Annotated in this window: 12 protein-coding genes and 1 tRNA gene; 7 read left to right on the top strand and 6 right to left on the bottom strand. The window is 58.4% G+C overall.

Translation table 11 applies throughout. The features are described 5' to 3' along the window. Positions 1–12: 12 nt before the first annotated feature. From AABO57_11980 to AABO57_11990, 3 genes are read left to right on the top strand one after another with little or no spacing between them, the layout of a single operon-like run. Entirely contained in the window at positions 13–765 is a 753-nt protein-coding gene (locus AABO57_11980) for a prolipoprotein diacylglyceryl transferase family protein (protein MEK6286453.1), read from the top strand. Continuing rightward, a complete protein-coding gene (locus tag AABO57_11985; protein ID MEK6286454.1) occupies positions 762–2,183 on the top strand; it encodes a radical SAM protein in 1,422 nt (473 codons plus the stop codon). Before AABO57_11980 ends, AABO57_11985 begins: the two co-directional genes overlap by 4 nt. After that, entirely contained in the window at positions 2,176–2,502 is a 327-nt protein-coding gene (locus AABO57_11990; GenBank protein ID MEK6286455.1) for a hypothetical protein, read from the top strand. The genes AABO57_11985 and AABO57_11990 overlap by 8 nt, the downstream gene beginning before the upstream one ends. 48 nt (positions 2,503–2,550) lie before the next feature. Here the strand turns inward: AABO57_11990 and AABO57_11995 are convergent, their stop codons facing one another. From AABO57_11995 to AABO57_12005, 3 genes are all read right to left on the bottom strand, one after another. Then, positions 2,551–3,402: a carbon-nitrogen hydrolase family protein gene (locus tag AABO57_11995; GenBank protein ID MEK6286456.1), complete on the bottom strand. Its 852-nt coding sequence runs from the start codon at positions 3,400–3,402 to the stop codon at positions 2,551–2,553. A gap of 97 nt (positions 3,403–3,499) precedes the next feature. After that, positions 3,500–3,597, bottom strand: a tRNA-Sec gene (locus AABO57_12000). Positions 3,598–3,730: 133 nt separating this feature from the next. Further along, the gene (locus AABO57_12005) at positions 3,731–4,141 is read right to left on the bottom strand and encodes a hotdog domain-containing protein (protein MEK6286457.1); all 411 of its coding nucleotides are present in this window, start codon (positions 4,139–4,141) and stop codon (positions 3,731–3,733) included. 237 nt (positions 4,142–4,378) lie between these two features. Here AABO57_12005 and lpxC point away from each other — a divergent pair, with 237 nt between their 5' ends. The 3 genes from lpxC to AABO57_12020 all read left to right on the top strand — a co-directional run bounded on the left by lpxC (position 4,379) and on the right by AABO57_12020 (position 7,212). Then, complete coding sequence (gene lpxC, locus AABO57_12010; protein MEK6286458.1) at positions 4,379–5,260, top strand: UDP-3-O-acyl-N-acetylglucosamine deacetylase; 882 nt, start codon at positions 4,379–4,381, stop codon at positions 5,258–5,260. Between the two features lie 156 nt (positions 5,261–5,416). Further along, positions 5,417–6,676 (top strand): UDP-N-acetylglucosamine 1-carboxyvinyltransferase, encoded by a 1,260-nt coding sequence (gene murA, locus AABO57_12015; protein ID MEK6286459.1) that lies wholly within the window; start codon positions 5,417–5,419, stop codon positions 6,674–6,676. A gap of 185 nt (positions 6,677–6,861) precedes the next feature. Then, complete coding sequence (locus tag AABO57_12020; GenBank protein ID MEK6286460.1) at positions 6,862–7,212, top strand: histidine triad nucleotide-binding protein; 351 nt, start codon at positions 6,862–6,864, stop codon at positions 7,210–7,212. Positions 7,213–7,378: 166 nt separating this feature from the next. On the opposite strand, the gene AABO57_12025 is transcribed toward AABO57_12020, so the two are convergent. The 3 genes from AABO57_12025 to AABO57_12035 all read right to left on the bottom strand — a co-directional run bounded on the left by AABO57_12025 (position 7,379) and on the right by AABO57_12035 (position 12,024). After that, a complete protein-coding gene (locus tag AABO57_12025) occupies positions 7,379–7,684 on the bottom strand; it encodes a DUF2442 domain-containing protein (protein MEK6286461.1) in 306 nt (101 codons plus the stop codon). A 12-nt stretch (positions 7,685–7,696) separates the two neighbouring features. Beyond that, positions 7,697–9,862, bottom strand: a complete 2,166-nt coding sequence (locus tag AABO57_12030) for a peptidylprolyl isomerase (protein ID MEK6286462.1) — start codon at positions 9,860–9,862, stop codon at positions 7,697–7,699. A gap of 92 nt (positions 9,863–9,954) precedes the next feature. Next, positions 9,955–12,024 carry a molybdopterin oxidoreductase family protein gene (locus AABO57_12035; protein ID MEK6286463.1) on the bottom strand — a complete coding sequence of 690 codons (2,070 nt, stop codon included), beginning with the start codon at positions 12,022–12,024 and terminating at the stop codon, positions 9,955–9,957. A 140-nt stretch (positions 12,025–12,164) separates the two neighbouring features. Between AABO57_12035 and argH the strand changes: the two genes are divergently transcribed. After that, complete coding sequence (argH, locus tag AABO57_12040; protein MEK6286464.1) at positions 12,165–13,544, top strand: argininosuccinate lyase; 1,380 nt, start codon at positions 12,165–12,167, stop codon at positions 13,542–13,544. The last annotated feature ends 36 nt before the right edge of the window (positions 13,545–13,580 follow it).

The following is a 13,580-nucleotide window of genomic DNA, read 5'->3' on the forward strand; positions in this document are numbered from 1 at the left end:
CGGGATTCCGCGATGAGCTTTCCATTTTACCTTCCCCTCGGCCCGCTGCGGCTTCATCCGCATTTTGTTTTCGAAGCGCTCGCTTACTTTGTCGGCTACCGGGTCTACCTGAAGCAGCGGAAGAGTTCAGGCGATCATCTGAGTACCCGCGATAGGATGTGGATCGTAGCCGCTGCGATTTGTGGCGCTGCCATCGGCAGCAAGCTGCTTTATTGGCTAGGCGATCCTGCGCTGACTCTGCGACAGTGGAATGACTTGTTCTATCTGATGGCGGGCAAGACCATCGTTGGCGGCTTGATCGGGGGACTGATCGCCGTCGAGGCGACAAAGCGGCGGCTGGGCATCCTCAGGAGGACTGGAGACCTGTTTGCGATTCCGCTTTGTATGGGGATTGCAATTGGACGCGTCGGGTGTTTTCTATCGGGCTTGAGCGATGACACATACGGAATCGCGACCGGTCTGCCGTGGGGTATCGATTTTGGAGACGGCATCAGAAGACATCCCGTCCAGGTGTACGAGATCGTTTGGCTGTGCCTGATGGCAATATGGCTCGCGTGGCTTGCGAGAAAGCCGCATCGCGAAGGTGATCTGTTCAAGGGTTTCATGCTGGGCTATTTCGGATTCAGACTCGCGATTGATTTTCTGAAGCCCGGCCTCGCTCTTGCCGGGCTGACCTCGATTCAGTGGGCGTGCGTAATGATGTTGTTGTACTATTGCCGCGATCTTCCGTACCTGTTCGTGCGAAAGGAGGCGGCCACTCAATGACCGACCGCGTGCGGCCATATCTTTACTACGATGTAGCGGTTTCGATCTGCTCGATCTGCTATCGCAAGGTCGAAGGCAAGATCGTCTTCCAGGACGGCAACGTCTTCATGCTTAAGCGTTGCCCCGAGCACGGCGCCCAGCGAGTGTTGCTCGCCGACGATGTGGACTACTATCGCCGCTGCCGCGAAGTGTTCATCAAGCCGCCCGAGATGCCGAACGTCTACAACACGCCGGTGAAGTGGGGATGTCCGTACGACTGCGGACTGTGCACCGACCACGAACAGCACTCGTGTCTTTCGCTGATCGAGATAACCGACTACTGCAATCTGAAGTGCCCGATCTGCTATTCGGAGAGCGGTCCGTCGCGCCAGCAGTTCAGAAGTCTCGAGCAGATTGAGTTCATGCTGGACGCGGTAGTTCGCAACGAAGGTGAACCGGACGTCGTCCAGATTTCCGGAGGCGAACCGACTCTACACCCGGATTTTTTCGCGGTGTTGGATATGGCGAAGGCTCGGCCAATTCGCCACCTGATGGTCAACACCAACGGCGTGCGGATCGCTAACGATGAAGAGTTCACGGCTCGACTCGCCGGCTACATGCCGGGCTTCGAGTTGTACCTCCAGTTCGATTCGTTCGAGCGTGAAGCGTTGATGGAGCTGCGCGGCGCCGATCTGCGGCACGTCCGCGAGCAAGCTCTCGAGCGGCTTAATCGGCTCGGGATCTCAACCACGCTGGTGGTGACTCTGAAGAAGGGCCTGAACGACGCAGAGATCGGAAAGATCGTGGACTTCGCTTTGAAGCAGCCCTGCGTTCGGGGCGTGACGTTTCAGCCGATCCAAGCGGCGGGACGGCTCGAACAGTACGACCCAGCGACCGATCGGTTGACTCTCACTGAAGTGCGGCGAAGCATTCTGCAGCAGAGCGCTGTGTTCAGGCCGGAAGACATCATACCGGTCCCTTGTCATCCGGACAGTCTGGCGATGGCTTACGCATTGAAGCTAGGAGATCAGGTTGTCCCGCTGACTAGCCTGATTGACCCGCAAGTCCTGATCGGCGGACGCCGCAACACGATCGTTTACGAATACGATGACGACGTTCGCGATCACATCTTCAAGCTTTTCGCGACGAATCACTCTCCGCAATCAGGAGTGGCGAGTCTTCGCGAGCTGCTGTGTTGTCTGCCGATGGCCGAAGCTCCCGAGGGAATGGGCTACGAGAATCTGTTTCGAGTGATCATTATGGATTTCATAGATGCTTACTCGTTCGATGTCAGATCGGTGAAGAAGAGCTGCGTTCATATCGTTCATCCCGACGGGCGATTGATTCCGTTTGACACCTACAACCTGTTTTATCGCGACGGTCTCGAGCAGACACGGCTCGCACCGTTGCGGAAGCGTGCGGAGGCACTAAATGTCTGAAGAGGACTTGCCAGAAAAAGAAAGTGCGAAGCCCTTGATCCACGAGCCCGCGTCACGGGGCTCTGTCGGAAAAGGAATCGGTCTGGTCTTGCTGCTTCATCTACTGCAAATTCCAGCCGCAGCCATGATGGGCACAATCATCCTTCCTGTCATCTGCGTGACCCAGTTTGTCTACGTCCTCCCTGCGTACATCATCGCTCGCCGGAAGGGGCACGAGGACACGGCCAAGGGAATGACCATCGCAGCTTCGATAACTGCGTTGCTGAACTTCGCTTGCGCGGGAGTTGTGTTCTACAGCTTTGACTGGGCGGGAAGTTGAGCGAAACTCGCGCGGAGATCGCGCGCCGTTCGCATCCGAGATGCCTGGCTAGGCCTTTTGCGACTTCGACGTTGTAGCAGCGATTGCTCCGTAGAACTCAGGCCGGCGGTCCGCGAGCCGGTCTATCTCATAAGACCCGGCGACGTTGACAATCCTATTGTTGTTAGCTTCCTGAAGATCAACCTCGATGGTGAGCATTTCTTCGCCTTCGCGCGAAGCCTCCCCGAGCGTGTCGCCGTTGAAGTCCACAACTTTGCTTCTGCCGATGAACTCCCATCCGTGCTCGACGCCGCACCGATTCACCGCCGCGAAGTTGACGTGGTTCTCGCAAGCTCGACTGTTGATGATGAATTCTGCCGTCCGCCAAGCCCCAGTCGGCCAGTTGGTTGGCAAGACGATCAGCTCCGCGCCAAGGAGCTTCAGAGCGCGGGCGGCTTCGGGAAAGCTCGCGTCGTAGCAAATGTTGATTCCTACTCGCCCAAATGGAAGATCGAACACGCGGAATGGCTCGTCGCCGGGTGTCAGAAAGCGATCGACGCCGAGGAAAGGCAGATGAACTTTCCGATAACCGCCGATGATGCCGTTAGGACCGACAAGCATCGCAGCGTTGTAGAAGTTCGAGCCGTCCTTCTCGATGAAGCCGACAACAGCATGCGCGCCAGTCTCGCGACAGGCGTTGGCGATCGCTTCCGATGACGGGCTGTCAATCGGTTCAGCAAACGGCGCCGCTTCTTCGAGAGAATCGAAGCAGTAGCCGGTCAATGCGCATTCCGGAAGGATCACCAACTCGGCGCCGCTCTCGGCAGCCGTCCGCAGTCGCTCAACGATCTTGCGTCGATTTGCTTCGATGTCGCCGATCGCAACATCAATCTGAACGCAGGCTATCTTTGTCTTGGCCATAGTCCCTTAGCTTCGGCGCCACGGATCGAACACGTAAGCACAAGGTTGAATCGTCACGGCCTACTGCCTTCTGCCTACTGCCTTCTGCTATCTGTTCTGGCGGAGGCGTGTGGGAATCGAACCCACCCAGGCCGCCTCTCGGCGACCCGCAACGGGTTTGAAGCCCGCGAGAACCACCAGGCCCCCTGCGCCTCCGCCCGCAGTGAAACTAACAAGCGGTGCGCCATCGCGCAAGAAGGTGGTCGGTAGTCCGTAGTCCGTGGTCCGTAGTCCGTGGCTCTTTGGCGCTCGAGTAACAGGTGCGACACCACGGACTACGGACCACGGACTACGGACTACTGACAATCTTCATCTTCACCTTTTTTAAGAACCGTTCCATCTCCACCGGCGCGCGAACGTGGATGCCCTCCCCGATTTTCTCGAATCCATCGTGAGCTTCGACCGCAAACTTGATCGTGTGATCGCCAACCTCGATGACTTCCGCGCGCGTTGTCACCTTCGCTCCGACTGGCGTCGCCGCGAGGTGCTTCACATTCACCACGACTCCAACCGTAATCCAACCCTCCGGCAAGTAGTCTCTGATCGCCGCCTCAGCCGTTACTTCCAAGTGATAAATCATGATTGGGGTGCCGTACACTTCGGGCATGTGTTCGTGGAAGTGTGCCACGGTCATATCCCGGGTCACTTCGATTTCCTGAGTCGCCGTGGCTCCGATCGGTACGTTTGCCGTTGCCTTCATCGAATAACCTCGCTGGTGAGCTTGAAACCAAAGAGCCTCATTCTAGCCGGATCGGATCTGAAAGGCCACGTGATGGAAAGCGACACCTGGTGTAGCGAGAGTGCCACACGTAGCATTTCCCGAGTTGCTCGCGTGGCGGTTTTCTTGCAAAATCTTGCCGTTCTCACGCTTGATCCGGCGGCACGTCCATTGCCGAGTGATCCTATGGCAGGGTAGTTTAGTAGAGGTGGATTTGATTTGACTCGACAAACGACGCTCAAACGGGCGGTCTCAATCAGCGGCCACGGGCTTCACACCGGCGAGCCTTCACACATCACGCTCAACCCTGCGCCTGCTTACACTGGATACGTTTTCCGCCGCACTGATCTGAACAACTTCGAAATCCCCGCCGCTCCTCAGTTTGTAGCGCGGGTTAGCTATGCGACGACGCTGATGCGACAAGGCGTCATGATCGCCACCGTAGAGCATTTGCTTGCCGCGCTCGCCGGCAGCCAGGTCGACAACTGCATAATCGACGTCGATTCGCTCGAGGTGCCGATCGCGGATGGCAGCGCCGAGCCGTTCATCGAGATGATTGAGCATGCGGGAATCGCAGTGCTTGAGGCGCCGCGTCAGTTTCTGCGGGTGCTCAAGCGCGTCGAGGTTTCCCAAAACGATCGTCTTATGAGCATCAGCCCTTCCGAATCCTTTTCGATATCGTGCTTGATTGAGTTCCCTCATCCGATGATCGGCATTCAACGCCGCGAGATCGAATTGACCAACGGGCAATTTGCCAGCCAGGTTGCTCCGGCCCGCACCTTTGGCTTTCTCGATGAAGTCGAGGCGCTTCGCAACCTCGGTCTCGCTCGAGGGGGCTCGCTCGAAAACGCCATCGTGCTTACGCCGGAGGGCGGGATAATGAACCGTGAGGGGCTGCGGTTCGCCGACGAGTTTGTTCGCCACAAGATCATGGACATCATCGGCGATCTGGCGTTGTTTGGAATGCCGGTGCTTGGCCGCGTAGACGCCGAGCGCACCGGGCACGGCGTACACACGGCGCTGGTGTCTCGCGTGCTTCGAGATGATTCCGCGTGGGAAATCACCGACGCGCCTTTTCTCCAGAATGCAATACGGGCATAGTTGATCCGCCCGCCCTGGGAGCGCGGGCATCCTTGCCTGCCTCTTCTCCCGCGACGCACGGCAGGCAAGGATGCCTGCGCTCCCGGAAACCTCTCGCGTGTTGTCAACGCCTCCGCGCTCTGTGCTAACATCCCCTCTAACTGAGCGGTAGAGGGGATGGATAAATTCAGAATCATCGGCGGGCGGCCGCTTGAAGGCCGCGTTCAGATCAGCGGCGCCAAGAACTCGGCGCTGCCTTGCATGGCTGCTGCGCTGCTCACCGCGGAGACGGTCACGCTTCACAACCTTCCTTACGTTCGCGACATCATCACAATGCGGCGGCTACTCGAGGATCTCGGCTGCGAGATTCTTATGCCTGAATTGAGAACGCTCAAGATTTCGGGTGCGAAGGTCGAAGTCTTCGAAGCGCCTTACGAACTGGTCAAAACAATGCGAGCTTCGGTGCTGGCCCTGGGGCCTCTTCTTGCGCGATTCGGAGAGGCGCGCGTTTCTCTTCCAGGCGGGTGTGCCATAGGTCAGCGTCCCATCGATCTGCACCTGCGAGCCTTTCAGGAACTCGGCGCGACCATTGAGATTGAAGGGGGCGACGTTGTCGCGCGCTCGAAGCGGCTGCAAGGGCGCGAGCTTAACTTTGACACGATCACGGTCACAGGGACCGAGAACCTGATGATGGCCGCTGCGCTCGCCGAAGGCGAGACCGTGCTCAACAACGCCGCGTGCGAGCCTGAAATCGCCGATCTCGCCGAACTGCTCAACAAGATGGGCGCGCGCATCGAAGGCGCCGGGACCAGCTCCATCCGCATCGGCGGAGTCGAGGAGCTCGGCGGAGCGGAGCACACAATTATTCCTGATCGAATTGAGGCCGGGACCTTTGCAGTCGCCGCCGCAATGACCGGCGGAGAACTCGACATTGTGAATTGCGACCCTCAGCACATCGCTGCGGTTGTGGACAAACTTGGAGAAAACGGCGTGCGCATCGAGCGTCCGAACGCGTTTTCAATCCGCGTGAGCGCGGCCAATGGCATCGAGTCTTCCGATGTGACGACCGAGGCCTATCCCGGCTTCCCGACCGATATGCAGGCGCAATATATGGCTCTGATGACGCTGGCCGGCGGAGTCTCGGTGATCAGCGAAACCATATTCGAGAACCGATTCATGCACGTGTCTGAGCTTCTGCGAATGGGAGCGAGAATACGATTGAACGGCAGACAGGCGGTTGTGGAAGGCAATAGCGGATTGATGGGAGCGCAAGTCCAGGCGTCGGACCTGCGAGCCTCAGCTTCGCTGGTGTTGGCGGGGCTGGCGGCGAGCGGCGAGACGATTGTCGATCGCGTTTATCACATCGATCGGGGCTACGAAAAAATCGAAGAGAAGCTACGCTCGGTCGGCGCCCACATCGAGAGGGTTCGGGAATAGTCAGTAGTCCGTAGTCAGTAGTCCGTAGTCAGTAGTCCGTGGTCTGTCGCAACTGTTACTCGAGCGCGAAAGAGCTACTGACTACGGACCACGGACCACGGACTACGGACTTCTTTGCGATTAAGTTTGACTCGATTGCGCGCTTGGTTGATAATTGGCCTAAAGAAAAAACAACTATGGAAAACATGGAACAAAGCTGCATCTTTTGTAGCATCGTTGCCGGAGACCTTCCGGCGGAAGTTGTCTACCAGGACGAACAAGTTGTTGCTATCAAAGATGCCAATCCCCAGGCGCCTGTGCACGTGCTGTTGATCCCGCGTGAGCACAATCTCGAGTCTCTGAACGACGCTTCAAAGTTAGATCTGTCACTGATGGGACATCTGCTGTACACGGCCGCGAAGGTTGCGAACCAGATGGACATCGCCGAGAGCGGCTATCGAGTCGTCATCAATACCGGCGAGGCGGCTGGGCAAAGCGTCCCTCATCTTCACGTACACGTGCTTGGCGGCCGCCACCTGGCTTGGCCTCCCGGCTGATGGTTCTCCCATCCAGTGAACACGGGAACTACTCCGAGTCCCCGTGAAATATTGATCCACCATTCCGCCAACGCAAGACCTGCCAGCTATCTTCGAAGATTGACTCGTCACGAATCTGGTAGCCCGGGTCGCCGTCATGATCCCGGCGAGGATTTCCGCATTTGTCTCAGGATTGCTTTTGGGCCGCGGCACGCTCTTCCAGCCATTTCTTAAATGATTGTTGGCTTTCACCCGAGCGACGTCCAGCCAGAATGCCTGAGACGCTAAGATCTTCATCAAGGTCCCGCCAGTGTATCAGCGTACCATCGCCAGATATTTCTAGATTACTACGTTCCTCTGGAGTGCCATGCCACAAGCGAGCGTACCAGGCAATAGGCACCATCATCGTGCGACCGTCAACCAAGTCCACGATCAATGAATCTTCGTTGACACTGACGCTTTGAGCACGCGCCTCTTGCACTTCTGTTGGCATACGACACGCTGGCTATTTCGCTTCGATGATTTCAACTTTCTCAATTCGATCGCCGCGCGCTATTCGGTTCACTACATCCATGCCTTCCACAACCTGACCGAATACGGTGTAGCCTCCATCGAGGTGAGGCTGAGGCGAATGGGTGATGAAGAACTGACTTCCGCCGGTGTCTTTGCCCGAGAGCGCCATTCCAACCGTGCCTGTCTGGTATCTTCGAAGATTGATCTCGTCTCGAATCTGGTAGCCCGGGCCGCCGTTCTGATCGCCGCGAGGATCGCCGCCTTGAATCACGAAGTTCGGAACCACTCGCACAAACGCGAGGCCGTTATAGAAGCCGCTGCGAGCAAGATGGATAAAATTGTCGACCGTCATCGGAGCGTCCGACGCAAGTAACTCTATGCGGACGTCTCCCTTTTTCGTGTGAATCACGGCGATCGGATTCTTCCGAGCTTCAATCAGCTCGGCGAGGCGCCGCCAATAAGCGCGATCGTGGCCTGTTTCGACTTTGCCGACCTGCAGACGCCGGGTGACCACCTCGCTCGGCGAGGAGCGCAGTAGTTCCGCGGCTTTCAACCTCACGACGTAGTCTTCGTCGCGGGTGGGTTCAGATAGCACCTGAATGTTCATCGGGTGCTTGAGCTTGTGCGCCGCTTCGACGATTGCGATTCGCGCTTCGTTGATCTTGTCCGCGCGAGCCGCTTTGTACGCGTCGTAGAGCGCGGAAATCACACTATCCGACGAATCGCCGAGATCGCCGAGCAACGAAGCTGCCGTTTCGCGCACGAACACGTCGGAAGCCTTGAGTTGCTCCAACAGAATATCGCGTAGCCCTTCGGCCTTTGCTGCAGCCAACGCGCTCAAGATGGCAGGCACGGCGCGGCCATCCGGTTTGCCGTAGGTCTTGCCGGTAATGAGATCGAGCAAGAGTGCCTTTGCTCGATCGGTGGCTAGTTGTCCGAGACCCTGTGCATAGGACGCCATCGCTTTCCAGTCATCGCCAAGCAGCTTCGCCGAAGCGCTTGCATCGAAGAAGGCCGCCTCTCCAAACTTCGCGATCGCAATTTCCACTTCACCGTGAGCGCCGAGCTTTCCGTCCGCAACCCGAAACGCTCTGAGGAAGGGAAGCGCGCGCTCGTCTTTTAGGCTTCCAAGCGCGGCCGCTATCAAGAGAAGCAAGTTTTGCTGAGGCGGGACACCGAGCTTGTCGCGGTCGAACGAACGATAGCCCGCCATCAGCGAGTTGCCTGCCGCCAGCAGCGGATCAATTGCGCGCGCATCGCCGATCGCTCCGAGCGCAGTGATGGCGGCTGCGGTGACGCGCTCGTCTTTGTCGGCTAGCAGTCTAATCAATGGATCGACGGCCTGAACCGCCTTTGCGACTCCAAGCGCGCGAGCAGCTTGCGCTCGCACAAGAGCTTCCTTGTCGTCGAGCAAGGGCAACAGGCTGGGGACCGCGGAAGCAATGCCCTCGCGTATTCGCGCCAGCGCGTTGGCTGCCTGCCACCTCAAGTCCGCGTCGGCAGAACGAAGCTGTAACGCGATCGGCTCAACCGCCGAGGGTCGCTTGATTCGGAGCAACGCGGTAAGCGCCATTGACGCGATTAGCCTGGCTTCATCCGAAGCTGGGGTATTGGGGGGAGGCAGCAAACGCAAGATTGCGGCGGTGATTCCGCCGACGCCATAGTTGCCCAGCGCCTCGGCCGCCTCCTTGTTGGAAGCGATCTTCCCCAACGCCTCGATCGCCCGCGCGCGCACGACGGCTGAGGGTTCAATCGAAGCGTCGAGGCGCTCCAACAGCGCCGACACCGCGTGTTGATTTTGAATCTGACCAAGCGAGAACGCGGCCAATGCTCGCATTTCCGGGTCGCGATTCTCAGGGTTCCTATCGCTGGTCAGGATGTCGATCAGAGGCGCGAGCCCGCTGGGATAGCCTATTCGGCCAATGGCCAGAATGGCGCGCCGGCGCACACCCCCGTGCGGTGGAAGAAGCATCTCGATAAGTTCATTCGTGATAGTTCGCTCGTCTTCGTGCTGAATGATTTTCGGAATCAAGATGCGCTGCGTGCGATCGCGTTTCAGCGCCGGCTTACCGGGTGGGACGGTTGACGGAGGAAGCTGAGCGAATACGGGCGCGAGTATTAGAAGGGCAAGCGCCACGCTCAGAGTATGAGCTCTCATGGCAGTAGCATAGACTTTAGTCAGTGTGTTGTTCAACGGCATACTCAATGTCGGGTGCGCGTCACGTTTGCGCGAAAACCTGAGCTAAAAGCTCAATCCGGTTGTCTCTTCGCTACTTCTACGAGGTTGTCATAGAAGGTCGCTCCGGCGCCGATGTCGGTCAGCGCCTGGGAAACCGTCTGGTTCACGTTGGTGTGGCCTGGACTCAGCTTGTTCCACCAGATCGAAAGCGCAACCGCGACCCCGGGCTTCACCCGGTCCGTTATTCGAGCAACAAGCTGGCACTCGCCTCGATCGTTCCAGACGCGCACCGAGTCGCCGTCGTTGATCTTGCGGCGCGTAGCGTCTTCCGCGTTGAGCTGGATAAACGGCTCGCGTTCGCTTTTGAGAAAGGAATGCAGGTGTGAAAATGTCGTGTTCAAGAAGGAGTTCGCTGGCGGACTGAGAAGCTGCAACGGATAGCGCGCGGCAAGTTCCGGCGCGCTGTCAGGAGACTCGCGAGGCGGAATGAAAGCGGGAAGCGGATCGAGCCCCGCCCGCTCCAGCGCCTCGGAGTAGAACTCGCACTTGCCCGAAGGCGTAAGGAAGCCGCCATCCGCAAACGGCGCAAAGGTCTCCGGCAAATTCAAACGAGCCCATCCGTCGCGCTTTAATCGTTCGAGCGTGATTCCGCGTAGCGGCGCGTGGTCGGTTGCCAGCGCCTGGCTAATGATGTCCTCGTCCGTGTCGTCAAAGCACTCTTCGTCGAATCCCATCCGCCTGGCCAGCAACTGAAACACTTCCAAGTTGGGCTTTGCTTCGCCAATCGGTGCGATTGCCGGCTCATTGTAAACCAGATAATAGTGGCCGTACGGCTTGACCATGTCGCGATGCTCGAGCTGCGTCGTCGCCGGCAACAGGATGTCGGCGTAATCGGCGGTGTCAGTTTGAAACTGTTCATGCACGACGGTGAACAGGTCTTCACGGCGAAAGCCTTCCAGCACTTTCGACTGATCGGGGGCAATCGCCGCCGGGTTCGAGTTGTAAACGTAAATGGCCTTGACCGGCGGGCGAGCTTCGGTAAGCGCTTCGCCGAGTCGCGACATGTTGATCGTTCGTGGATTGCCGCGCGTCAGGTCCGGCCGTTGAAGCGCCTTTTCATCGAACGCGAACATCCCGCTGCTCGAAAGCAACACGCCGCCGCCTGAATCGCGCCACGAGCCAGTCAGCGCGGGGAGACAGGCAATCGTGCGCACCGCCATTCCTCCTCCGGCGTGACGCTGCAGACCGTAGTTGATCCTGATCACAGCAGGCCGCGTGGTTGCGTACTCACGAGCGAAACCAACGATCTCGTCTTCGCTCACTCCGCATATCCGGGCGGCGCGGGCGGGTGGAAACTCAGCAGCGCGGTGGCGCAGCTTCTCGAAGCCGATGGTATGACGCTCGATGTAGTCGCCGTCTTCGAGCCCTTCGCCGATGATGACATTCATCATGGCGAGAGCTAACGCCGCATCGGTTCCCGGCCGCACTTGTAGCAACTGATGGCAGTGATCCAGCGTGTGATTGCGATAAGGATCGATGCCGACGAGCTTCGCTCCGTTCGAGAGCGCTTCCTTGATCTGCGGCCAGAGGTGAATGTTGGACGAAAGAGTGTTTGTTCCCCACAACACGATCAAGCGCGCGAGATGAAAGTTTTCCATGTCCGTGCCGATCGTCGCGCCGACGGTGTAGCGCATCGCGTCACCGCCGGCGGCCGAGCATATTGTGCGGGCGAGCTTGCTTGCGCCCAGGCGATTAAAGAAGCGCCGGTCCATGCTGCCGCTGTTGACGATGCCCATCGTGCCGCCGTAGCTATAAGGCAGAATCGCTTCGGGCCCGTCGCTTGACGCCGCGATCTCGCCAAATCGACGAGCGATCGTCTCCAAGGCCTCCTCCCAGCTTATGCGCTCGAAGCGGCCTTCGCCCTTCGCCCCGGCTCGCCGCATCGGATAGAGCAAGCGATCCGGGTTATAGACACGTTCCAGGTAGCGGGCGACCTTTGTGCAGAGGAAGCCTTGAGTCGGGCGATGGTCCGGATCGCCGGAGACTCGTGTGGCGCGGCCGTCTTCAACTTCTACAAGCATCGCACAAGTGTCCGGGCAATCGTGCGGGCAAGCTGCGTGGATGATCTTAAGCTCTTGCATTGTTATTCGATCTCGCCACAAGAGAATAGACCACTGATGACGCTGATTCAACGGATGGACACGGATCTGATCCGCGAGAGGCCGTCGCATCTGTTCCCTCCGTGTTCCATTCGGCCGGTCGCCATAGTATCCTGCAACGCATGAAACTTTGGGGAGGCAGATTCAAGGGTGAAGCTGATGCCGAGTTTGCGCGGTTCAATTCATCGTTCACGTTTGACAGGCGCTTGATCGAAGCCGATGTCCAGGGAAGCCTGGCGTATGCCGAAGCGCTCGCAGCCGCCGGCGTTTTGGCCGAAGATGAAGCGCGCAGGATCGCTTGGGGCCTCAATGAGATTGTGCGTGCGGCCAGGGAAGATGTTGGGTACCTCGATAGCCGCGAGGCAGAAGACGTGCACAGCTTCGTCGAAGCCAAGCTGGTCACCGCGATCGGCGACGTGGGCGGTAAGCTACACACTGGACGCAGCCGCAACGATCAAGTTGCAACCGACCTGCGGCTATTTCTGCGCGGCGAGACCGATGCGATCGTCCAGATGATCAGGGATCTTCAAGGCGCTCTGGTCGAGCTGGCCGAAGCCAATCGCGATTGCGTGATCCCCGGCTATACCCACCTGCAGCGCGCGCAACCGATTCTGTTCGCTCACTACCTGCTGGCCTACTACGAAATGGCGAAGCGCGACCGTGCGCGCTTCGCCGAAGTTCGCGCGCGGGTGAATCGATTGCCGCTAGGATCGGGCGCGCTGGCGGGCACCGGCTTTGCGATTGATCGCGAACTGATAGCGAGAAGGCTCGGCTTTGACGGTCTGTGTGAAAACAGCGTGGACGCGGTGAGCGATCGAGACTTCGTGATTGAATTCATCGGCGCCGCGGCCATCGCGATGATGCACCTCAGCCGACTTGCCGAAGACTTTACTATCTACTCAACCGCCGAGTTTGGCTTCATCGAGCTTTCCGATGCGGTCTCGACGGGATCATCGTTGATGCCGCAAAAGAAGAACCCCGACTCGCTCGAGTTGATTCGCGGAAAAGCCGGCCGCGTGTTTGGTCACCACGTTGCGCTGCTTGCCACGATGAAGGGCTTGCCGCTCGCGTACAACAAAGACATGCAGGAAGACAAGGAAGCGCTGTTCGATACAATCGAGACGCTGCGAGGCTCACTCGGCGTGATGGCGACCGTGCTTCGAAACGTGAAAGTGGACTGCGAGAAAACACGGCAGGCCGCGTCGATTGGCTATTTGAACGCGACGGACCTAGCCGATTATCTTGTGCGAAAAGGCCTCGAGTTCCGCAAGGCTCACGAGCTTGTCGGCCAAGTCGTGATGCATGCGATAGAGCGCGGTAAGCCGCTCGAGGAGATCCCGACAGAAGAGTACCGTGAATTCTCGGCGGCGTTCGAGGATGATCTCTACGCTTCGCTGAGCTTGGAGTCGTCGCTTGCAGGCAAATCCGCGTTAGGCGGAACTTCACCCGAGCGAGTGAGCGAGGCGTTGGTTAAGGCTCGAAGCGACATAGACCACGGATGACGCGGGTTTGACGGATTCTCACGGATTTTTCTCATG

The sequence above is a fragment of the Acidobacteriota bacterium genome, from assembly GCA_038040445.1.
Lineage (GTDB): Bacteria > Acidobacteriota > Blastocatellia > UBA7656 > UBA7656 > Onstottus_A > Onstottus_A frigus.